The organism is Paenibacillus sp. V4I3 (assembly GCF_030817215.1).
GTDB lineage: Bacteria > Bacillota > Bacilli > Paenibacillales > NBRC-103111 > Paenibacillus_E.
The window spans coordinates 6,273,977-6,297,936 of the sequence record NZ_JAUSZA010000001.1 but is presented as its reverse complement, the minus strand read 5'-3'; the positions used below and the strand labels follow the sequence as shown (position 1 = coordinate 6,297,936).

Genomic DNA, 23,960 nt, shown 5'->3' with positions numbered 1-23,960 from the left:
GAAAGTGATACCTGATCATAAATATTTGGACTTACAGGTGGGTATTTATGCATGATATGATAAATATATCAAATGGAACCTATGAGCAAGTCCTATAAGGAGGTAAAACGCTTACAATGGAATCACTAACAAATTCTATGACGCAAGTTCAGCCCCGAAATCCGATGTCATTCAAGCGTTTGCTTTGGAAACGCATCTGGCAGCATAAAGTATTTTACTTATTCATGCTGCCAGGCATCATTTGGTTCTTCATTTTTTCTTACGTTCCCCTATACGGCATTCAAGTGGCGTTTCGTAATTTTACATTCACCGGCGGCTTCTCAGGAAGTCCTTGGGCCGGCTTGAAATACTTTCGCCAATTCTTCGATTATTATCAATCAACAGAGCTCATACGTAACACCATTGTGATCAGTTTATCAAAGCTTCTCATCGGTTTTCCAATGCCGATTATTCTCGCGATTCTTTTGAATGAAGTTCGCAGAGTGAAATTCAAAAAAGTTGTCCAGACCCTTTCCTACTTACCTTACTTCGTATCTTGGGTCGTAGTCGTGACGCTGATGCAGCGCCTCCTAACTCCGTACGGAGGACCGTTGAATGACCTGCTTGCCTCAATTGGCATGGAGCGCATTCAATTCCTTTACAACACGACATGGTTTTATCCCATGATATTGGGGTCTGATGTTTGGAAAAATATTGGATGGAACTCGATCATCTATATGGCGGCAATAGCCGGGATTGATCAGCAATTATACGAAGCGGCGAAGATTGACGGCGCGAATCGTTTTCGGCAAGTGTGGCATGTCACGCTCCCTGGCATTCGCAACATTGCCGTGATCCTCTTTATTCTCTCCGTCGGTGGCTTGATGAGCGCCGGGTACGAACAGCTGCTTCTCTTGAATGGGCCTGCAACAGCCCGAATTGGCAGCGTCCTCGACGTGCATGTTATCACTTCCGGTATTAGTGGAGGTCGACTAAGCTATGCGGCTGCTGTTGGTTTGTTCCAGAGCATCATCGGTCTGGTGATGATTCTTGTTGTCAACCGAATCGCTAAGAAATACAGCGACGTGTCCCTTTTTTAAAAGTAAATGCTTACGAAGAAAGTTTACTCACGAAGACGCTAAGGAAGTGATGAGATGAAGCGCGATTTTTCCTTGTTCAGCCTACTAAATTATATCATCCTGGCGCTGATCGGTTTCTCGATGATCTACCCGTTCATTTACATTCTCGTGTACTCACTAAACGATGGAAATGACTCCATGCAGGGTGCGCTGTATTTCTGGCCTCGGCAGTTTACATTAGATAACTACGCGCAAGTGTTCCACAATCCTCGTATCTGGCAAGCTTACAAGATTACACTGCTGCGTACGTTTCTCGGCACATTTCTACACGTGCTTTTGTGTACCCTTATGGCCTACGCATTAGCAAAGAAAACACTGCCGGGAAGAACATTTTTCACTTTCTATATCTTTTTGCCTACGATTTTTAGCGCGGGTTTCATTCCTTACTTCATCACGCTGCAAAAGCTTCATCTGATCAACTCTTTCTGGGTGTATATCATTCCGATGTTATTCAACTTCATGCATATCGTCATCATCCGGACGTTCCTGCAGGGGATACCGGAAGAGCTGGACGAGTCGGCACGCATTGACGGATATGGTGATTTCACGATCTTCTTGAAAATTATCCTGCCCTTATCAGGTCCAGTGCTAGCAACAATAAGTTTGTTCATTGGTGTCGCACATTGGAACGATTGGTTTGCTGGGGCTTACTACGTATCCAACAAAAACCTAGTTCCTGTTCAGACGCTGCTGCAGCAAATGCTGACTGAAGCGGAAGCGCTCTCGAATTCGATGCAACGGGCAGCTCAGCAAGGTGGTCAAACGATTAGCGTGAATCCAGCCGGTTCAACGCCCGAATCATTACGGATGGCGCTCTTGGTTATCACCGTCTTCCCGATTTTGTGCATCTACCCATTCCTGCAAAAGTATTTTGTCAAAGGCGTCTTGCTAGGCTCCGTTAAGGGTTAGCTGTCCTCGAATTTGGGGGGCTTATCATATAAAAATGAAGGAGGGTTCTCATGAAAAAGAAATGGTCTAGAGGTGCTTCCGTTGTATTAGCATTAACGCTTGCTGGTGGTTTAGTAGGTTGTACTCAGAAGGATGAAACGTCTCCAAGCCCAAGTGCAAATTCAAGCACAAGTCCAAGTGCAACTGCTAAAACGGACACCAAGAAAGAGGTCACGCTTAAAGTTTTGCACAATTGGAATGGTTCCAGCGGCTCTGAGAGCGACATGAATGCCGTCGCCAAAGTGATTAAGGAGAAAACCGGGGTAACGGTTCAAATGGAATACACCAAAGGAAGCGAAGTGGAGAAAGTCAATACGATCTTCGCGACGCAGGACTTGCCAGATATATATACGGGACCAGCGTGGGGCGGGGAGCTGGATGGTATCATCAAAGCTGCAAAAGAGGGTCAACTCGTTGATCTCTCAGGCAAGCTGGCTAATTATCCCAACCTAGCCAAAGAAATCGCCAAGGAAAACGTACCGCCTGCACTCTACGAAAAAGGAATCGACGCCTATAGTGGCAAAAAATATTTGCTATACCAAAATCATCCCGCAACGGATAAGGATGCCATGGACTGGCTATACGGCTTCTATGTACGCAAGGACATTGCAGATAAAGTAGGCGTCGATCCGCAGTCCGTCAAAACAAAGGACGACTTATACAATTTCTTGAAGAAGATCAAAGATGCGGGCCTCAAGGAAAGTGGTCAACCTGTCATTCCACTCGGCGGCTTTCACAATGGTTGGGCTGTTAATATCGGCGATCAGATGTTTATGGGTTCTGGCTTCCTTGATAAAGGGGATGGCTCTCTAGAGAATAATTTCTTTACGAAAGCATATGAAGACTATACGTTATACTATCGGAAGCTGGTTTCCCAAGGATTGCTCGATTCCGAAGCGTTTACGCAGACGGATCCAATCGCAAATGAGAAAGTAAAGCAAGGGCGCGTAGCCGTCCTCGCAGCTCACTATCCAGCTATTCTTGATGCTTCCAAGGACTACGTCCAGTCTCACCCAGGCAGCGATTATGTGCCTGTAGGTCCACTGGAAAGAGCTGGCGCTGAAGCCAACCGTCCGGCCGATCTAGGCGTGCAAGGCAACAATGTGACCGTCATTACGAAGCAAGCTAAGGATGTGGATGCAGCCCTGCGTCTGCTGGATTTCCTAGCTTCTGATGAAGGCTTCATGCTTACTCGCTACGGCGTTCAAGGCGTCCATTGGGATATGCAGAACGGTAAACCGACAGCGAAAAAGGAATGGTTTGATAAGTTTGTGAATGACAAAACCGGGAAGTTGAAAAAGAACGAAGGGATTGGCGTCGGCTACGAAAGTTTAACCGGTCTGGACCGTACGAATTCCAGAGGTAACGGGGACATCTGGGCTGATCAGAATCGCGTGGCCGCTTTAGAGAAAGCTCGTAAAATTTTACGCCCGAACGGCATTAAAGTCATCACAGCCTACAATCCTTGGGACGTCATTACGAAAGCCCCTCAATGGGAATCGCTCAAGCCATCCATGGATAAAACCGGTGACGTTTGGAAGGAAGCGATATTTGCCAAGTCTGATGAGGCGGCACTCAAAATCATAAATGATTTACGTGGACAGCTGGTAAAAACAGGATATCGTGAAGCGATTAAATTCACGAATGATAATCTAAAAGGTAAAGAAGTTGTAAAATTTCAAATGCCTAACTAAAACTTAACAAGAAGCCGCACAGGCGGTGAACAACGGGAGAGGCGAAAAGACTCTCCCGTTCTCGTTCAGCCGAGAGGCGACTCATAGAGGAGGGATTACCTTTGTCGAGACCGGTATCGGATAGGAAGGAATGGACGGGTTTCCAAGAATCGCGTCCGTATGGGACGAAGTACGATTTGCGCAGCGATTTTGTCATGGTGTATGGCATCTCGGACGACTTGGAGGAACGAATTGCCGGGTGGAAAGAAAGGGGATATATCATCCACCTGATGACAGGTGTGTCATGGGGAGAATACCAAGACTATTTGTACGGAAAGTATGATGGTCGTGATCATTGGGATGAAGCTCAGACCAATCGCGCCGGTGACCACCTGCTGCACGGCAAAGACGTGCCCTATATGGTCCCGACGATCTCCTTTAGCGAGTACCTTGCTGCCGGTATTAAGCGGGCGATCGACAGTGGGGCCGAAGCCATCCATCTGGAGGAGCCGGAGTTTTGGGTTGCCGGCGGATATTCAGAAGCCTTCAAGCGGGAATGGCGCATCTTTTATCAGGAGCCGTGGATACCGCCTCATGAGTCGCCAGACGCGCAGTACCGGGCGTCCAAGTTGAAGGCGTATCTGTACTATCGCACGCTAGATCGCTTATGTGCGCAGATGAAGGAATATGCGGAAGTCAATTATGGGCGTGCGATCCGTTTTTATGTGCCGACGCATAGTCTGATCAATTATACGCAATGGCGGATTGTGAGTCCGGAAGCGCTGCTCGTCAACATGCCAGCTTGCGACGGGTTTATTGCTCAAGTATGGACGGGGACCGCGCGCACGCGAAATGTGTACAAAGGCATTCGTGAGGAGCGAACGTTCGAAACGGCATTCCTTGAATACGGTGTCATGCAAGAGCTCGTTCGCGGCACGGGACGTGATATGTGGTTTCTGCATGATCCAATTGAGGACAATCCGAATTACACGTGGTCGGACTATAAGGTCAATTATGAAGATACAGTCGTGGCTTCGCTGCTTCATCCTTACGTAAACAATTACGAAATATGCCCTTGGCCGCGAAGAGTGTTCGAGATTGCCTATCCGAAGGAAGACGGTAAAGGGAAAGAAATGATCCCGTCCGATTATGCGACCGAGCTGTTGACCGTCATGCACGTACTTCGTGATATGCACCGCCATGAGGAAATCATGTCCGATGAACAAACCGAAGGAATCGGTCTCCTCCTTGCTAACTCAGCGATGTTCCAACGGGGTGACATTGAGCTGCAGTCAGATGAGGCTGACTTTCGTTACGATGGCACCATCAGTTCGCTAATTCTCCCTTCCGAGCATCACGAAGAGATGCTGAATTGGTCGGCATTCTATGGGCTGGCGCTGCCGCTTGTTAAACATGGCATACCGCTTCGCCCGGTTCAGCTGGACAATTTGCTTCATTTCCCGGGGTATTTGGACGATTACCGGGTGCTGCTGCTCAGTTATGAATTTATGAAACCGGAGCACGCCGGTCTTCACCAAGTGCTGTCGCAGTGGATACGAGAAGGAGGCTGCTTAATCTATGTTGGAGATGGCAGTGACCCGTACCACGACGTCAAGGAATGGTGGAACCAAGGGGCCAAAGCCTACGAACGGCCAGATGATCACCTGTTCGAGGCCATTGGGATGGGGCGCCGCCCTGAGGATGGGGAGTACCGGATAGGTCAAGGCGGTGTTATCGTTCACCGCGTACATCCAGCTCGACTAGCTGAAACCGAAGACGGTGCGAATTGGGTCCGCGAAAGCGTGAAGCGTGCACTAAACATGCGCGGTGATGAGGAGCCATTGCGCGAAAAACAATACCTTCAAATCCGCCGAGGTCCCTATGTCGCGACACGCGTCATGACGGAGTCGCTTACGGATGAGGCTGTTATCGTTCATGGCAGTTATATCGACCTTTTCGATGCCAGACTTGCTATTGTGAGCAATCCGGTTGTCGAACCAGGCAAGGGCAGTCTTTTGTATGACCTTGAGGCAGCTCCTGATCTGACCTCAGCCGTCATCGTCAGTTCATCGCGAATCCGCGACGAGGAACCCGTCGTAAATGGGAAGTTCCAGTTCGTCTCCGAGGCGCCTGAAGGAGTAACTGTTAGTTCAAGGCTCCAACTGACAGAGGAACCCCGTCTTGTCATTGCGGATGGTCATGAAGTTGTAGATCGAAGTTGGGAACCCGGATCTCGAACGCTTCTAATCCGCTATCCCGGCGTGCCGGAGGGGACACTCGTTACGGTTATTTTCGAAAAGGGATAAATTGTATGAGGATGGAAACCCTACTCTCAGGAAGGTGAGAGCAGAATGGACAACGAGAACATGAATCTGTTGAATAAACAGGAATTAGATGAAGCCAACATGCAGGAAGATATCTGTAATCCGGATTTTGAATTGATACGCGATTATGCCAAGCAGCTTAATGGAGAGATGGAAGTTGATAAGCAAGACAATTGAAATCTAGCAGTATGGTGCTTCGGCAGCATTGCATGTAACAAAGGCATTTCGCTCTATTAGCGAAGTGCCTTTTTGGCGCGAGACGCTCAATACGATTAGTAAGAGCGTAATATCAGTGGTAAGTATCCGTGGTGATTTACCGATAAATGGTAAATAAGAAAGGAGCTATCACAAATTTCACATAGGAACCCTTTTTAGTGCGCCCTTCGTGGACGGAACGCTTGGAGATAAAGGATTTTTCGACTCAGCACAAAGAGGCGTGAAGCAAGCTAGTGAAACACTTGGCATGACAGTGAAAACCGTTGAAGGCGGTACGAACCAAGCTGACTGGCCTTAAGGGTTGGAATCACTCGCTTCCAGCGGGAAATATGACGTTTTTCTTCGATGAAGCCATTACAGGACTTCCGAATGTGTACTCCATGACTTACTTGCAAAATGAAGGTTCCTTCATGGCAGGAGCACTTGCAGCATTGGTTACGACAAGCACAGAACTGAAAGGTGCAAATCCAGAAAAAGTGATCGGCATTATCGGCGGTATGGACATTCCGATTATTAATGACTTTAAAGCAGGCTATAAGCAAGGCGCGAAATACGTGGATCCCGCAATTACGGTTGTTGCTTCTTATGTTGGTGACTTTGCAAACGCTCCCAAAGGTAAAGAACTTGCACTCGCTCAGTACAATTCGCAAAAAGTAGATATCGCATTCAACGTAGCAGGAGGAGCTGGACTGGGTCTTCTGGAAGCCGGTAATTCTTTAGGCAAATATTCGATCGGTGTAGACTCCAACCAAAACGGTCTGTATCCGGGCAGTATTTTAACTTCCATGGGGCGCGGCCTTCACGATCTTGCTTGCCGTTGGTGTGGCCATTAATCCGGATTTCGTCAAAACGAAACCCCTGCATGTTCGGGTCGATCTCGACGGGTTCCACTCATTAGGCCGTACAGTTGGTGATCTGCGAAGCAAGCCTGCACACGAGCCTAACATGGATGTTTGTTTGGAAGTAGACGCTGAGCGCTTCTTGGAACACTTTCTCAGTAAAGTAGTCTAAATGGAATTGACTCGATTTCGTCATAAGATTTATATATAATGGGATAATAACGAAACGTGGCGGACTGGGCACACAGTCCGCTTTTTTCTTTTCGCAGGGAGGCATCATGAAATACATTTTGTTTGTTTTAGCTGGGGCATGCAGCTTCGGTTTATTATCTACTTTTGTAAAGAAAGCTTATGAGTCTGGTTTCAATGTCGGCGATGTTGTCGGCAGTCAAAACCTATTCGGTGTGATTATGCTGTGGGGCTTGGTATTCGTTACCGCTAAATCAGCTAAGCAGCCCAAAGAGGCAAGTATATTTAAAGTAACAAGGCGTCAAGCGCTCTCGCTCATGGCCGTAGGAACGACGACAGGCTTAACGGGAATGTTATACTATGCGGCTTTGCAGTATATTTCGGCTTCGTTCGCAATTATCTTGTTGTTTCAATTTACGTGGATGGGCATCTTGCTAGAGGCAATCGTCGAGCGCAAACGTCCTGGTAAAGACAAGATTTTATCACTCGTTATCTTGTTTGTTGGGATTATTATGGCAAGCGGCTATTTGGGCGGGGGCCAGGAAGCTGTTTCCTGGATAGGTGTTACCCTTGGCTTGTTGGCTGCTGTAACCTATGCGCTCTTCATCTGGTTTAGCGGGAAAACAGCCAAACAAGTCGCTCCGATCACACGAAGCGCGATTATGTTGTCTGGCTCGTTTATTCTCGTCATGTTGGTGTTTCCACCACATTTTCTTATTAATGGATCTTTGCACGAGGCGCTTCTGCCTTGGGCGCTGCTGTTAGCTCTCTTCGGTGTCGTCATTCCGCCGTTGTTCTATGCCATTGGCGTACCGCGTGTTGGCGGCGGACTAGCAACAATCTTGAGCGCAGCTGAACTCCCGGCGGCCGTTGTTATGTCGTACGTCGTGCTGAATGAGTCCGTCAACTGGCTGCAATGGCTTGGCGTGGGGATTACGATGTTCGGCATTGCCCTTCCTGAGCTTATGAAGCGCAAGAAGACTCCAGCCGTTATTGTCGGCGCAAATATAAGTGCGTGATCATTGGTCTTTTCTCAAAAGGTGGACGCGAAATCGTAAAGATTTCGTATTCGCCTTTTTTCATGCCCGATCGACGAGGTAGGCGTTTGCCCCGCATTAAAATGGGCTTTTTCGGTTGATTTTATTCCAGCAACCGCTTACAATGCTCATGAATCTGTTGATGAGGTGTTGGCTATGCGTAGATGGTTTAAAGATAGTTGGAAGCGCTTATTTCAGCGTAAAACGATTTTTCGCAATATGGTTACCTTGTCTTTATTCGCAGCTGTCATTCCGGTAGTAGCCGTTGGTTTCGGAAGCTATATGTTTTCTGCTTCGGTCGTGCAAAGAGAAGTTAACCAGTCGAATGTCCGCATCTTGAATAATGTATCCTCCAGTATCGATTCGACATTGGATCGCATACAAAACAATGCCATTCAAATGCTGCTTGGCACTTTTTTTAGCTCGAATTTAACAGAGCTGAAAAGCACGAACTATACCGGCTTTTATTCCGGCATTGCTCGAGAGTTATCTGCATTGCAAAATGGCAATAAAGAAGTAAGCGATGTTGCGATGTACGTGCCTGATGAAGGTTATTTGATCTCTCCCTTTTATGGCGGTCGCAGAATCGAAGGTGATAAAGAACGCCAGGCTTTGCAGAAAGAACTTGCATCCGAAGATCAAATCAGATGGGTCACTGGGCCCGTTCCGTATTTACCCGGTTATCATCTGAACGGCGTAACACTGATATCTAAGGTGCCGCTTTTAGCCAAAAATCCGACTGGACTTTTGTTTATACGCATCGATGAGGCACTCTTTCAAAACATTATGAGCCGATTCGTCAGCTATAGCGGCGAGCTCATGTTCATCTTGAACGCAACGGGCAACCTCGTGACTTCAAGCGGAGGGAATAGCGTTCCAAAAGGCTTAGTCGAGCTTATTGCTGAAAAGCGATCTGAGCAGCGGTTTACTTTCACTTTTCAAGATACGGATTACATGGTGACGCCAATTACTTCCCCCTATAACAAATGGCAATATATTAACATGGTGCCGGTCAATGAATTGAACGCCAAATCGAAAGGCATTGCCATGATTACGCTGACGATCATAGCAGTTTGTCTTGTACTGGGCATCTTAATCGCATTATGGGGCACACGGCGTGTCTATCGACCGATCGAGAACCTCGTGGCCCATTTGAAAGGCGGAAAAGCACTCGACTCGGAAACGGATGAAGTTGGCTTCGTACGCAAACGATGGGGGGAGCTGAGCAGCACGGCCAATCAACTGCAGCAGCAGCTGAGCGATCAATTACCCTTAGTTCGTGAAATTTTCGCGCTGCAGCTTTTGCAGGGACGGTTTCTCCACTACTCTGGGGATCAATTAGAGGGCATGTTACGCAGATATGACGTACCTGCAGGGCGGGAAAACAGTGTTTTCGTCATCACTTGCGACCCGCCGCAGGATAGTGGTTCGCGTTTTCAGGAAAATGACCGCGATTTGATCGTCTTTGCCTTGAAAAACATTGTCGGTGAACTGCTCCAATCACAGGAAATGGAGGGAATCGTCATCAATCTGCTGAATGACCAGGTCGCCGTTTGGCTGTTCCGCGACCCCGAGCAGACAGATGAGGGGCAGACAGAGGTTAAATTGTTTGCAGAACGCCTGCGGATACTTGTGTCCGATTATCTACGTCTTCCAGTGACAATCGGTTTGAGTGGACAGAGCGAAGGTATCACAGATTTGCCCGAACTTTATGAAGAAGCGGTTCTGTCCGTGCGCTCTCGCATCATCGTTGGCGGTAATCAGGTGATTACGCACTCGGGCGGTGGCGGCGCATCCGAACTTCATTACCGCTACCCGCTCGAAATCGAAACCCATTTCGAACATTCCCTGCAGCTAGGAGATCAGGAAGAAGCGGAGCGGATGCTGGCCGAATTCGCCAAGTCGATGAGTGACAACGTCCAAAAGCCTGAACTGATACAAATGTCGTATTATCGGCTGCTAACCGCTGCTATTCGTACTGCGTACTTGCTGGGTCTCGATTCGGCCCAATTGTCTGGAGAAGCGGAATCCGATCCTTACGGTCAAATCCGCAAGTTCAGCACGATTCGTGAATTGAACGAATGGTTCAAGGTGCAAATAGTCGATCCGATTGTTGCATTTGTGCATGGCAAACAGCACCAGGAGCATGAACAATTAATCCAAAAGGTCGTCCGTTACATCGAGGATAATTACCACTTTGATCTATCGCTTGATCAATGTGCGCAAATTTGCGGTTTGAGTTCCCATTATTTAAGTAAGCTGTTTAAAAAGACGATGGATGTTTCCTTTATCGAATATTTGACGAAGATCAGGATTGAACGGTCCATCGAGCTGTTGCGAACGACGGATTTGTCGGTTTCGGACATTGCCGAAAGAATCGGTTATCAGACGAAAAACTTTATTCGCGTATTCAAAAAGCACATCGGCGTTACGCCAGGGCAATACCGAGGAGCCGACAACGTTAATCCCTTATTTAGGCTTTTGGGACAGCGAGTGGATGGGACTGAAATACTTCAATGAGTTTTTCACCAATCCCGATTTTATGCAATTGTTCCGTAATACGATGGCAATCAGCCTGTTGAACATCTTTTTCTTCTTCCCGATTCCGATCGTAGTGGCGCTGCTGCTGAACGAGGTACGAAAGCTCGCTTTCAAAAAATTCGTGCAAACGGTCATTTACTTGCCGCACTTTCTTTCCTGGGTCATTATTGTTGGGATTTGCTTTCTGATTTTCGGTCAAGGCAGCGGTGTCATTAACCAACTGATCGTCGAGTCGGGGGGACAAAAGATCGAGTTCATGACGGAACCGAACTTGTTCTGGGGTATGCTGACAGCTCAAAGCATCTGGAAAGAAGCCGGTTGGGGGACAATCATTTTCCTTGCCGCACTTGCTGGCATTAACTCTGAGCTATATGAAGCTGCGCAAATCGACGGTGCAAGTCGTTGGCAGCAAGCGATGAATGTGACGCTTCCGGGTATTAAAAGCACCATCATCGTCCTGCTCATCCTGCGCTTGGGACAAGTGATGGACGTAGGCTTTGAACAAATTTACTTGATGATGAGCGGACCGGTCGCACATCTGGCCGATGTTTTCGATACCTATGCGTATCGTGTCGGTATTCAGCAAGGAAGGTTCGGTTATGCGACGGTTGCTGGACTTTTCAAATCGGTGGTAGGACTCATCCTTGTTGTGATGTCCAACCGCTTGGCCAAAAGATTCGGAGAGGAGGGACTCTACTAACATGAGTAAAAGCTTCGGTGTGAAATTCTTTAATGTGATCAATTACACCTTGTTAACGATATTTGCGCTTGTGACCTTGCTGCCATTTCTGTATGTCATACTTGTATCTTTTACCGATCCGACAGAGTACATGAGCAAGTCAATCCTATTAATTCCACAAACATGGAGTCTCTCTGCTTACAAGTTTATTTTTTCAACCAATTCGTTCGTGAAAGCTATGGGAGTCAGCGGATTTTTGGCGATCTTCGGTACTCTTTTGAGCCTAATCGTTACGAGTGCACTCGCTTATGTCCTATCGCGTAAAAGGCTGAAAGGAAAGAAATTTTTCCTGGTTGCGATTTTGCTGACCATGCTCTTTAACCCAGGTATGATTCCAAACTATTTACTTGTGGACAGTCTTGGCTTGATGGATACGGTATGGGCGCTCATATTACCCGCATTGACTAGCGCTTGGTATGTCTTTTTAATGAAAAACTTTTATCAGGATATACCGGATGAATTGGAGGAAGCGGCCAAAATCGACGGATGCTCCGATATCGGCGTCTTTATCCGTATCATGCTGCCAGTGTCCGTTTCAGCGCTTGCGGCATTCGGCTTGTTTTATGCTGTAGCTTACTGGAATACGTACTTCAGTGGAGTTCTCTACATAAATACAGATTCGCTCAGGCCGCTGCAGGTTCTGCTGCAAATGATGCTGGTTTCTGCTTCGCAAATGGCGGACCCGTCCATAGCGGCAATGCTGGAGAGTGAGCAGACGGTGCCACCGCAGGTGATCAAAATGGCTGCTGTCGTTATTTCATCACTTCCGATCGTCATCGTCTATCCGTTTTTACAAAAATATTTTGTCAAAGGTATGATGGTTGGCTCCGTGAAAGGATAAAGGTGAATAGCTCTGAAAGGGGTGATGCTGGCTTAAACGCACAGCAGAAGAGGTGATTATAATGATATTATTCCTGGGAGGTCCTCACATGAAACCAATGGTAAAAAAATTGGCCGTTGTTATGACATCGGCTATACTTACAGCATCCTTAGCGGCTTGTGGCAGCGCATCAAATGAAAGTCAAAAGGCAGGCAGCACAGCAAGCAGCAAGCCTGCGAAACCGACGGATATTTCGATTACGACGCTTGCCTTCGCCGCAGCTCCAACGGGCGAACTGGAAGCGGTTAAAAAGCTGAATGAGAAATTAAACGTCAACCTGAAGCTGAGTTGGATTCCATCCGCTCAAATTTCGGAGAAATTAAATGCACTGCTTGCGTCCAGAGATTTGCCGGATGTGCTCTTCATCGAGGACTTCAATTCAACCCCTGCATTCTTGAATGCTATCGATCAAGGCGCTTTCTGGGAATTAACGGATTATGTTAAAAATTACCCGAACTTGGCCAAATATCCGGTGAATGTGTACAAGAACGCATCGCTCAAAGGAAAGCTCTACTCGCTGCCTCGCGTCAGACCGCTGGACGGTCATGAATCGCTGCTAATCCGCAAAGATTGGCTGGATAAGCTCGGCTTGCAGCCGCCGAAAACAATGGATGAGCTCTACAACGTGCTTGAAGCATTTGCGAAGAAAGATCCGGACGGCAATGGCGCTGCGGACACGTATGGCGCTGTATTTCCTGGATCTCCTGGACCGTCCAGTTATTTGTTGTCGCTATTCGGTACAGGAACAAAGTGGAAGGAAGAGAATGGAGGCCTGACTCCATATTGGTGGACGCCGCAAGCGAAAGAGGCGCTAATCAATTGGAACAAAGTGTACAAAACAGGCGGTATATTGCCTGACTTCCCTGTGCTCAAGACAGCACAAATCAAAGACATGCTCGTGCAAGGGAAGGCAGGACTTGCTATCGCTAACATTGTTGATGCCTACAAATACAATGTTGAGCTGCAAAAAACGAATCCTAAGGCAAATCTGGTTGCTTTTGAGCTTCCGAAAGCGGCGGACGGCAAAGCCTATTACGAGCAAGCGAGCGGTTTTTACGGTCAATTCCTGATCAATAAGAAATCTGTAGACGAGGCGAAGCTGAAGAAAATTCTTGAAGTTTACGATTACACAGCTTCTTTAGAAGTTACAACCTGGCTGTTTACGGTATTCAGGACGTTGATTATAAATTAAAACCTGACGGCTTTGTCGAGCAAACAGAAGAAGGCAAGAAAAAAGGATATTCAGGCGATACGACCGGCCAATGGGTGACGGGTACTTTTGATAAATACCTTAGAGCGAAAGTATCGGGTATCCCGAGCGACGTATTTGAGGCAAACAAAAAGTTGGTTGACTCGATCAGCTCCATCCCGGATCCGACTTATGGCTTGATGAATTCGACCCCATTTAAAGAAAAGGGTGCGGACTGGAACAAGAAGCTTAACGACATGCTCGTTAACGTGATTATCGGCAAGAATTCAATAGAAGATTGGGATAAATTTGTAAAATCGTACAAAGACGATCCAAGCTTCCAGCAGCACGTAAAAGAAACGAGTGACTTCTTTAAAGAAAAGAACAAGAAATAATTGCAGCATCGCGGACCCGACTATGACCTTTTATTGGCGTCGTCGGGTTTTGTTCTCTGCTTTTCATAAAAAAACGATATGGTTCAAATATCGTCGATATACAAATCGCGTTATTTGTCTTACATTTTAATTGCTTTTATATTAATTTCTAGCGAGGTGAAGTTAATGAGGAAAGTAAGTATGTTGTTAGCTATTAGTTTAATTTTCAGTATGGTCGGATCGCATATTCCCTTTTATGAAAACGCTATCCTTAAGGCAGAGGCTGCATCGGTGAATCAGATGACGAACGGAAGCTTCGAGCAGACAACCACAACAACGGATGTTGCCTGGAGCGGTGTCACAAGTCCTGTCCCTGTTGGCTGGGGGTTATGGATTCCAACCGGGAGCGGGAAAGCTCCGAATAAAACGGTGAACGTCATGCTGGATCCAACCACGTATCATGAAGGGAGTAAGTCGATTTTGTTTGATGCCTTCGCAACAAGCCGAGTATCTGTGAATCAAAGCGTCACGACGGTAACTGCCGGCAAATCTTACAGACTTAAAGTATGGGTAAAAACCGACAACGTAACGGGCGCAGGGGCTTACTTCAGAACACAATACTATAACACGAGTAAAGTTGGAGACGGTCCTGCATCTGCCAAGTTGTTAGGTACGAAGGATTGGACTTTACAGCAAGTATTTATGACTATACCAGCAGGCGTCACGAGGTTGGTCATTGAACCTTTCCTTGAAACGGGAAAAGGAAAAGTATGGTTTGACGATATCAGTTTGGAGGAATATGACGGGATTACAGGAATTGCTTTAGATCAAACCGCCTTTTCCATGGCCAAAGATGCATCAGTAACGATTACACCGACGTTCACACCGGCGAACGCAGCTGACAAAACAGTTGTCTGGAGTTCCAACGATCCGAGTGTAGTAACAGTGGACAGTAATGGAAAAGTAACCGGAGAAGGGTTAGGCTCAGCGACGATTATGGTCTCAACACCAGATGGAACGATAAAAGCTCAGTGTCTTGTTAACGTAGAATCTGCTGAAACGATTCAATCGTACAGCGAGCTGCGTCTGAAATGGTACGGAAAATTAACCGGCGGCACCCAGTACAATGCGGCTGATCCGGATATTTCGGCTAACCTTTCTACACTAGCCGCAAGTGTTACGAATGGTAATGTGAATGGGCATTGGGATACGCTCAATAAAGCTGCGGGCCGTTCTTATTTGTGGAACGATCTGTCCAGCGCGACGGATTCAGCACAAATATCTAATGCTTACGGCAGGCTGAAGGCCATGGCGCTCGCTTATTCTCTTCAAGGCTCAAGCCTGTATCAGAATACGGCGCTGCGGGATGACATCATCAGCGCTTTGGACTGGATGTATGTGAACCGTTACAATGAGACCAAAAATGAGTACGGCAATTGGTGGGATTGGGAAATCGGAACACCGCAAATTCTGAACGATACCATTGTGTTGATGTTCGCTCATCTGACACCGGCGCAAATAAGCAAGTATATCAAAGCCGTCGATCGTTTCGTTCCGGATCCGAAGAAGAGAACGCTCAACAATGTGACGGAAACGGGAGCTAACCTGCTCGACAAAGCATTGGTCGTTACGATGCGTGGTGTGATCGGGAGCAACAGCGCGAAGATCACGCAAGGACTTGATTCCATCGGTCCGGAATTTGTTTACACGGATCATGGAGACGGTGTTTATAAGGACGGTTCGCTTGTTCAACACACCAACATCGCGTACACAGCGGGGTACGGTGCGGTATGGCTCAACCGTGCGGCCGATATGACGTTCTTATTGAATGGTTCACCATGGCCGGTGACGGATCCTAACGTGAATCATGTTTACGATTGGGTATCGGATACGTTTGAACCCGTCATCTATAAAGGACTTTTTATGGATATGGTGAACGGCAGAGGGATCTCCAGACAAAGCTCGGGAAGCGCCAGAGGTACGATTATTACCTTGCTTCGTTTAGCCGAGGGGGCACCTGCGGACGTTGCATTATCGATTAAGCGAATGGCCAAAGAATGGATTCAGTCGGATACGACATATGCCAATTATTACGAGGGATTGCCGATTTACGAGCTGTCTCTAGTTAAAAAAATGATGAACGATGCTTCGATCCAGCCTCGAGGAGAATTACTGAAAAACCAAGTGTTTGCTGGTATGGACAGAGTTGTCCATTTACGTGAAGGGTATGGTTTCGGGCTCAGTCTGTTCTCAAACCGCATCTCTGCCTTTGAAAAGGGCAATAACGAGAATTTGAAGGGCTGGTATACGGGCATTGGAATGACTTTTTTATATGATCAGGATCTTACCCAGTACCGCAATGATTTTTGGCCAACTGTGGATTCATTCCGGCTGCCTGGCACGACAACAGATGGATCAGGGAAAGGGACGACACCTGTCGAGTGGAAAAGTTATATGAATCCGAAAACATGGGTCGGCGGCTCGTCCATCGATAACCTTTACGGTGCAGCCGGTATGGACTTCTCACTTGCCCAATCGACTGGAAGCAATCTGCAGGGCAAAAAGTCATGGTTTATGTTCGATGATGAAATCGTCGCCTTGGGTGCCGGTATTTCGAGCACGACAGCCGGACCGCAATCGGTGGAGACCATTATCGATAACCGCAAGCTGAACGATACGGGAGATAATGCGCTCACGATTAACGGAACCGTGAAGTCGGGCCAGCTCGGTTGGTCGGAAACGATGACTGACGTTAAGTGGGCTCACTTGGCCGGAAATGCGCCGGGTTCCGACATCGGCTATTATTTCCCTGAGGCTTCCAATGTGTATGGTTTACGCGAAGCGAGAACCGGCGCCTGGAAAGATATTAATAGCGGACAATCGGGCACTCCGGTTACAAGAAATTATTTAAGTTTGGCAATTGAACATGGGGCAACGCCATCGAATGCATCTTATTCCTATGTCATGCTGCCACATAAAAATACAGCGGAAACAGCGATTTATAGCAGCGCTCCTAATGTTGAGGTGCTGAGCAATACAACGGACGTACATGCGGTAAGAGAGAAAAAGCTAGGTATTACGGCGGTGAATTTCTGGAATCCGGCATCGGTTGATTTCATTTCCGCGCAAAATCCGGCATCCGTGATGGTGAAGGAAACGGACAGCGAATTGACCGTAGCCGTCTCCGATCCGACGCAGCAACAAAGCACCATTTCGCTTGAACTGAACAAGGCGGGCTTATCGGTGGTTCGTGCTGATGACACAATTACGATTCTGCAGACGATGCCTTCCTTAAAGCTGAATATTACGGTCACAGGATCTTTCGGCAAAACACATGTCGTCACATTCAAGAAGGACACAGCAGCGCCGGTTACGACAACTAACGCGAAGTCTGATTGGCAGCGTACTGCGCAATCGGTGACATTGACGGCGAGTGATGATAGCAGTGGTGTGCAGAAGACGTTTTACAGTTTGGGTGGTGGCGCCTTTGTGGAAGGGAACAACATCGTAGTTGCTGAAGAGGGCATACATCAAATCCAGTTCTACAGTATCGATAATGCCGGAAATCAAGAAGCAACTAAAACGATAGTAATCAAAATCGATTCAGCAGCTCCCGTCATCGTTCCTACCGTTACGATGGACGTTTATTGGACCGATGGCGGCAGCCTGCAATTCGATATCTCCGATCCGGTGAGCGGCGTGGCAAGCGAAACTGTTGAGATGGACGGTGTCCCAATAAGCCACCCATATTCGTTTAGTCCGCTATCGCTCAGCATCGGTGAACATGCGGTGAAGGTAAAAACGGTTGATGCAGCAGGAAACGAAACTATTGCAGCATACTTGCTAAAAGTACGGATGGATGTCAACCATTTGGACGAAGCAGTTCACTACGCTTACCAACCAAGGCTGGATCACCAATCAGGGCATATTGAACAGCTTGCTATCGATGATAGAAAAGATTCAACGGAAAGATGATGACAATCAGAAGAAAAACGAATGGAAAGAACTGGAGAATCACATTCACGCACAATCCGGCAACAAGATTGACGCCGTGTTTGCGGAACTTTTATTACAAGCCATCGCACAGTGTAGATCCTAACAGCTGTTGAGACACGGAACCCGACTTTGTCCGATTGGACGAAGTCGGGTTTTGCTTGCATACGAAGTGCAAAAGAAATCAATTTAGCTACAAAAAAGATCATTGTTAAGCGCTTTCACTATGGTTAACATTGAAAGAAAGGTAACTGATTGATGAATACGAAATGTGTATTGAATGTTCGTGAAAGAAAAAGGAGGTAGGTTCAGGCTTCTTCCCCATCCCGTACTTCACAGCAGCCCGGATCGGGAACAAATCAAAGTAGCCGATGTAAGCGACAACGGAATCATTGGCCTAAGCGATGTTGCAAGGGTTATCTGCTTCACAGTGGGACAATTTGGCTAAAGGGGGGATGTGATAGGAAGTGAACATGTGCAAGATTAGAGAAGATCAACTCATTGTAAATAGGGAGGAAGATGTAAATTGAAAAAATACATTAAGCAGACCAGTATGATGTTAACTGTGTTCATGGGATTGCAAACTTGCATCCCAGCAGCAACCATATTCGCTATAGATCAAACACAAGATCAAGCAAGCGTTTTATCAACAAATACGATAACAACTCAAGCTTTAGAAAATGGTGTTTATGCTAAGGACTATAACGATGGCAACATTAGCGGGTGGACTGCTGTCAAAGGAACAACTGCTTTTACTCCGGATAATGGCACTGTAAAAGCAGTAACGAATGGTGTTGTAATTCTCGCTGATCTGGGATCTCCGAAATATGCGAATGGTGAGTATGAAATCAAGTTGAAGTTCAACGAAGTGCCGACTCGGTTTGGTTTAGCACTCCGTTACGTGGATAAAGATAACTACAGCGTCATTCAGTTTGATACGAGCAGCTGGGGCTGGGATATTGTTAAAAATGGTCAAGAGACATGGGGAGACATCGCTTCAAGCAGTTCGACATTCGTAGCCAATAAACAGTATACGTTTAAGCTTCGTTATGAGAATGACAGTGTGCAGCTGTGGATCGACGGAGTCAGTGTTTTCAGCACAACCTTGCCAGGGTTACCGACAACGGCCGGACAAATCGGAATTCGCAGCTGGTTTAACAATAAGACCTTCTTCATCGATGATGTGAAATTTACGGAGATTAAAGTAAATAATCCCATACCTAAGCCGATTACGCTCATCGATACGATTACATCCGACCAATTGATTGTCGAAATTGATAAGGAATTCCCACGAGTGAAGAAGTATGTGTGGAAAAGCACCGGCGCAGAGATGAATGGCCAATTAGATGGAATCAATGAATTAAAAATCAACGGAAAATCCTATTATCCAACTGCGACGGCCTACGTCAAGAAGGCTGCAACAGCAAGTAAAGGAGAAGCAGCTGCCTACACGCTGCAAATTCCAGAAATCAATGTAGATCTGGAAATGGAACTCGAGCTGAAAAACAACGCGCTGAACTTCAACGTGACGAACATCGTGGAAAAAGGAGCAGAGAAAGTAAAAACGATCGAGTTTCCGAATCACGACCTCGTGTCCATCCTAGCCACACAGCCTATAGCACAAGAGACTGCCGTATCTGTGACAGGCGGCTGGAACATCATTAATGAGGAATATAACGATCTCAAAAGCGGAGCAACGGATGCCAGTGGAAGTCGTACGTATGCGTTCCTCAACTCAGATATGCTCGCAGCGACTATTGTCAATAACGTCGTCAATGGGAACGATAAGGTTCGTGTGAAAGTGGCTAACGATACGTCAGGCATGAAGAAAGCTGCGATGTCAAGCGGCGCGTGGACCTACCACGGAAGTGCGAAGCCTGATATAGCAGCGGAGCCATTGCCATGGGCTAAGATCATTATTACGCCGGATGCGAACAATGACAGCGTGGTCGACTGGCAGGACGGCGCAATTGCTTATCGCAACCATGCTGAGGCGCCTTACCGCAGCGAAATGATTCGCGACAACATTTCGTACATAGCCATGAACATTGGTTCCACAACCTCATCTCCATTCTTGCGAACGCTTGATAACGCAAAGAAAATTTCACATCTGACCGACGGTTTCGGACAGATTGTCCTGCACAAAGGCTATCAAGCCGAAGGACATGACGATTCCCATCCGGATTACGGTGGACATATCGGTATACGCCAAGGCGGCAAAGAGGACTTTAACTTCGTGCTTAGCGAAGGCAAGAAGTACAACATCAAAGGCGGCGTTCATATCAATGCGACGGAATATATGCTGGATGCTTTCCAAACAAAAATGGAAAATTTGGTGAATCCCCTGAGCAAAGGATGGGGTTGGCTCGATCAGGCGTATTATGTGGATAAGACGAAGGATGTTGAATCAGGGGAACTGAAGCGACGTCTTGACATGTTGAAAAGCGACACGGGAGATAACCTCGACTTTGTTTACGTGGACGTCTATGCTGGCGTCGATTGGAATGCGAAGAAGCTCGCAGAATATGTGAACGGCAACGGCTGGATGCTGGGGACCGAGTTTGCTGGACCGCTTCATGAGCAGGCTGCATGGGTTCATTGGGGTACAGATCCAGGCTATCCAAACCAAGGAAATAATAGCTCGATCATTCGTTTTATTCGCAACGATGTGATGGATGGGTTTATGAGTCATCCTCTATTGAAAGGCAATAAACAAATCGGCGTCGGATACTGGCAAAGCAGTCCTTTATTCAATAGTTACAACAAAACGACGGAAGCGTTCTTTGATCACAATTTACCAACGAAATATATGCAGTACTTCCCCATTATGAAAATGACGAATAATCGCATCGATTTTGAAAGCAATGTTTCTGTGGCGCGCGGTCAAGACGGGAAAATTCATTTATCCAAAGACGGCCATGATCTGGCGATCATGACAGATAGCAGTGAGATTAGCGACAGCACGGTATTCATTCCATGGGATCCGGTTAAGGAAGATAAAATTTATCACTGGAATCCGAAGGGCGGCGCAACGACTTGGACGCTTCCGGCATCCTGGAGCCATGTACAGACTGTGCAACTATATAAGCTGACGGATTTAGGACGCGAGCTTGTAGGCAGTGTACCAGTGACGGGCGGTCAAGTGACATTGACGGCGGAGAAGGGCATCGGATATGTGCTTTACAAGGATCAAGCTCCAGTAGAAGCGGAGACGGTGTGGGGAGATGGCGGGCCTGCCAAGGACGTGGGCTTTGACAGTCAGAAGTTCGGTGTATGGCACAAATCATCATCCGCATCAAGTACAGATCATATCGCATTTGCAAAAAGCAGCAATGCTGATGATATGATGCAAGTGAAAGGTCAGAATGACGCTAAGATTGAGCAGGTCATCACCGGACTTACGCCAGGAAAAACGTATACGGCATCCGTATGGGTTAAGGTAGACGGCACACGTAAAACGACACTCGGAGTGAGGCAAGGGGGTCAAGGGGCAGAAAACAGCTTGGTAGATACGAAACATAAGTTTTTCGCGCAGCAGCACAAGTATTTCAATACAAACTTCCAACGTTTGAAAGCGTCATTTGAGGCAGTGAGCGACACAGCGACACTGTACCTGCAAGCTGCGGATGGCAATGCAACGGTTTCGTTCGACGACGTGAGGGTTTGGGAAAATCCGACCAATAGGGTGAGTGCGAACGGAGCAACCTTATTCGAGGACTTTGAGAACGTCGATGAGGGATGGGGGCCATTCGTCTATTCGAAGCTTGGACCTGTTCGGACACATTTGGTAGAGTCCAATGGAAATCAGATCAAATCCTATGTTCTAGATGGCCGTTTCTCGCTCAAAACAAATGAGGAAGGAACGGGTGAATGGCTGCGGACACTGCCGCAAACGCTCCAACTGAAGAAGGATAATATGTACCATTTGACCATGGATTATCATGCGGATATGCAAGATATGTACACCGTTGCAGTTCGCGTCAATGAAAATGGCACAGTGCGCGAGCTTGCTACCCAAAAATTAAATTCAGGCACAGGTAAATTAGATCTAACAATCTCCATAGATGGAACGAATGATGCCTATTTAGCGATTATCAAAAACTTTGATAACAATCAAGCCGAATTGAGCGGTACATTAGTCGTAGACAACATTCGTATCGATGACAAAGGACCTATCGTACCTGTTGAAGGAGTCCTTATAACCAAGATAAGCATGAATGAACAGGAAGTAACTGTGAATAAAGGCAATACTGCACAAATCAACGCACGTGTGGAACCAGCAAATGCATTCAATAAGACGCTGGAATGGAGCTCAGACAAACCTGAGGTCGTTTCCGTTGACCAGACAGGAAGAGTAACCGCAATGAATTCCGGCACGGCCACAATTACAGCGATGACGAAGGACGGCAGCAATTTATCCGCAACCAGCAAGGTTACGGTATTTGAACCCAATGTGCTTATTCCGCAATCAGGCATGACGGCAGCTGCGTCGAGCTTTCAGCCTGGCGATGATCCGGAGAACGCGCTCGATGGAGATTCTTCTACGCTGTGGCATACCAAATGGTCTCCTGCGCATTTGCCTGAGTCGATAACGTTGAACCTTGGAAGCAGCTATGAGGTAAATCAAATCAAATACTTGCCGAGAGCTGGTGCGGGGAACGGGACGATCACCAAGTATAACTTGTACGTAAGTACGGACGGCGAGAACTTTACGCAGACTGCTAGCGGTACCTGGGCTCGTGACGACAGTGCGAAAAGCATTGTATTTGCGAAGACGACGGCATCTTATGTGAAACTTGAAGCTATCGAGGCTGTAGGCAATTTTGCTTCTGCTGCTGAGCTCAACGTATTTAGCGTTCCAGGGACACCACCAGCAGATGCAATCTTATCTGCAGATATTACAGTGCCGACCAACACTAATGTCACGGTAACAATCAGCTATCCAACTGACGCAGCGGTGAAAGAATACAAAGTTGGTGCAAGCGGCACATGGACAGCGTACACGGCACCTGTTGTCCTTTCGGCAAATGAAACCGTGTATGCAAGAGGAACGGATGCGGTGGGTAACGTATCCAATGTAACGAGCATTGTTGTAAGCAATATCGATAAGATTGCACCCGTAAGCGTTGCATCCTTAAGTCCAGCTGCACCTAATGGCAGCAACGGATGGTATACGTCGGATGTAACGGTAAGCTTCTCTGTAAGTGACAATGTATATGGCGTGGCGAAAACAGAATACCAAGTGAATAACGGGGGTTGGATCACCTATACCGGTTCCATTCCTGCCTTTGGTGAAGGGAACTATGAGGTCGGTTATCGCAGCACGGATCTAGCAGGCAATGTAGAACCGATCCAAACCATCGAGTTCAAGATTGACAAAACGGCTCCGATGTTAACCGTGCAATTAGATAAAACGTCGATATGGCCGGCGAATCATAAAATGGTGACGATAAATGCCACGCTGAATTCAAGCGATGCTGCATCAGGCGTTGGATCTGTGGTGTTAACCTCCATTACCAGCAATGAGCCGGATAGTGGTCAAGGTGACATTGAGGCTAATATCGGTACTGCGGCCACTTCATTTAGTTTACATGCAGAAAAAGGACGCATTTATATCATAACCTACACGGCAACCGACAAAGCGGGCAACCAAAAGGCTATTTCTGTAACCGTTACAGTACCTCATGATCAGTCAGGAAAATAATAGATAACCAATCAGGAAATCGTAAAATTCTCCAATAAGTAGTTCGAGGGAATCATATAGGGCTGTCTCCTAAGCATTCTGGGGGCAGCTCTTTCAGATTGGGTGCAGGATCGCATTTCTTCAATAAGAAAAGACTGTCGTACCTAACAAATTATGCTATGATATTTTACAACTTGGGGATGAATCCCAAATCAAT

At 47.0% G+C, this 23,960-nt stretch carries 16 protein-coding genes; all 16 read left to right on the top strand.

Annotated elements, in window-relative coordinates; all coding sequences use genetic code 11:
* Nucleotides 1–116: 116 nt before the first annotated feature.
* The 16 genes from QFZ77_RS29230 (at nucleotide 117) to QFZ77_RS29160 (ending at nucleotide 23,764) form a co-directional block, all read left to right on the top strand.
* Nucleotides 117–1,079, top strand: a complete 963-nt coding sequence (locus tag QFZ77_RS29230; protein WP_307444954.1) for an ABC transporter permease — start codon at nucleotides 117–119, stop codon at nucleotides 1,077–1,079.
* A gap of 54 nt (nucleotides 1,080–1,133) precedes the next feature.
* On the top strand, nucleotides 1,134–2,027 hold the full coding sequence (locus tag QFZ77_RS29225) for a carbohydrate ABC transporter permease (RefSeq protein WP_307444952.1): 894 nt from the start codon (nucleotides 1,134–1,136) through the stop codon (nucleotides 2,025–2,027).
* 50 nt (nucleotides 2,028–2,077) lie between these two features.
* Complete coding sequence (locus QFZ77_RS29220; protein ID WP_307444950.1) at nucleotides 2,078–3,760, top strand: type 2 periplasmic-binding domain-containing protein; 1,683 nt, start codon at nucleotides 2,078–2,080, stop codon at nucleotides 3,758–3,760.
* Between the two features lie 101 nt (nucleotides 3,761–3,861).
* Nucleotides 3,862–6,045 (top strand): hypothetical protein, encoded by a 2,184-nt coding sequence (locus tag QFZ77_RS29215; protein WP_307444949.1) that lies wholly within the window; start codon nucleotides 3,862–3,864, stop codon nucleotides 6,043–6,045.
* Nucleotides 6,046–6,090: 45 nt separating this feature from the next.
* Entirely contained in the window at nucleotides 6,091–6,240 is a 150-nt protein-coding gene (locus tag QFZ77_RS29210; protein ID WP_307444948.1) for a hypothetical protein, read from the top strand.
* A 208-nt stretch (nucleotides 6,241–6,448) separates the two neighbouring features.
* Nucleotides 6,449–6,577, top strand: coding sequence for a hypothetical protein (locus QFZ77_RS29205; protein WP_307444946.1), 129 nt, complete (start codon nucleotides 6,449–6,451; stop codon nucleotides 6,575–6,577).
* 31 nt (nucleotides 6,578–6,608) lie between these two features.
* Nucleotides 6,609–7,112 (top strand): BMP family ABC transporter substrate-binding protein, encoded by a 504-nt coding sequence (locus tag QFZ77_RS29200; protein WP_307444945.1) that lies wholly within the window; start codon nucleotides 6,609–6,611, stop codon nucleotides 7,110–7,112.
* Nucleotides 7,102–7,290: a nucleoside hydrolase gene (locus tag QFZ77_RS38015; RefSeq protein ID WP_373462775.1), complete on the top strand. Its 189-nt coding sequence runs from the start codon at nucleotides 7,102–7,104 to the stop codon at nucleotides 7,288–7,290. The genes QFZ77_RS29200 and QFZ77_RS38015 overlap by 11 nt, the downstream gene beginning before the upstream one ends.
* A 106-nt stretch (nucleotides 7,291–7,396) precedes the next feature.
* Nucleotides 7,397–8,326 (top strand): EamA family transporter, encoded by a 930-nt coding sequence (locus tag QFZ77_RS29195; RefSeq protein ID WP_307444942.1) that lies wholly within the window; start codon nucleotides 7,397–7,399, stop codon nucleotides 8,324–8,326.
* Between the two features lie 174 nt (nucleotides 8,327–8,500).
* Complete coding sequence (locus QFZ77_RS29190) at nucleotides 8,501–10,864, top strand: AraC family transcriptional regulator (RefSeq protein ID WP_307444941.1); 2,364 nt, start codon at nucleotides 8,501–8,503, stop codon at nucleotides 10,862–10,864.
* Nucleotides 10,842–11,585: an ABC transporter permease gene (locus QFZ77_RS29185; protein ID WP_307444940.1), complete on the top strand. Its 744-nt coding sequence runs from the start codon at nucleotides 10,842–10,844 to the stop codon at nucleotides 11,583–11,585. The genes QFZ77_RS29190 and QFZ77_RS29185 overlap by 23 nt, the downstream gene beginning before the upstream one ends.
* A 1-nt stretch (nucleotide 11,586) precedes the next feature.
* A complete protein-coding gene (locus QFZ77_RS29180) occupies nucleotides 11,587–12,465 on the top strand; it encodes a carbohydrate ABC transporter permease (protein WP_307444938.1) in 879 nt (292 codons plus the stop codon).
* Nucleotides 12,466–12,553: 88 nt separating this feature from the next.
* Entirely contained in the window at nucleotides 12,554–13,696 is a 1,143-nt protein-coding gene (locus QFZ77_RS29175) for an extracellular solute-binding protein (protein ID WP_307444935.1), read from the top strand.
* A gap of 74 nt (nucleotides 13,697–13,770) precedes the next feature.
* On the top strand, nucleotides 13,771–14,088 hold the full coding sequence (locus QFZ77_RS29170) for a hypothetical protein (protein ID WP_307444933.1): 318 nt from the start codon (nucleotides 13,771–13,773) through the stop codon (nucleotides 14,086–14,088).
* Nucleotides 14,089–14,253: 165 nt separating this feature from the next.
* Complete coding sequence (locus QFZ77_RS29165) at nucleotides 14,254–18,042, top strand: polysaccharide lyase family 8 super-sandwich domain-containing protein (RefSeq protein ID WP_307444931.1); 3,789 nt, start codon at nucleotides 14,254–14,256, stop codon at nucleotides 18,040–18,042.
* A 544-nt stretch (nucleotides 18,043–18,586) separates the two neighbouring features.
* On the top strand, nucleotides 18,587–23,764 hold the full coding sequence (locus QFZ77_RS29160) for an endo-alpha-N-acetylgalactosaminidase family protein (RefSeq protein WP_307444929.1): 5,178 nt from the start codon (nucleotides 18,587–18,589) through the stop codon (nucleotides 23,762–23,764).
* Nucleotides 23,765–23,960 lie beyond the last annotated feature (196 nt).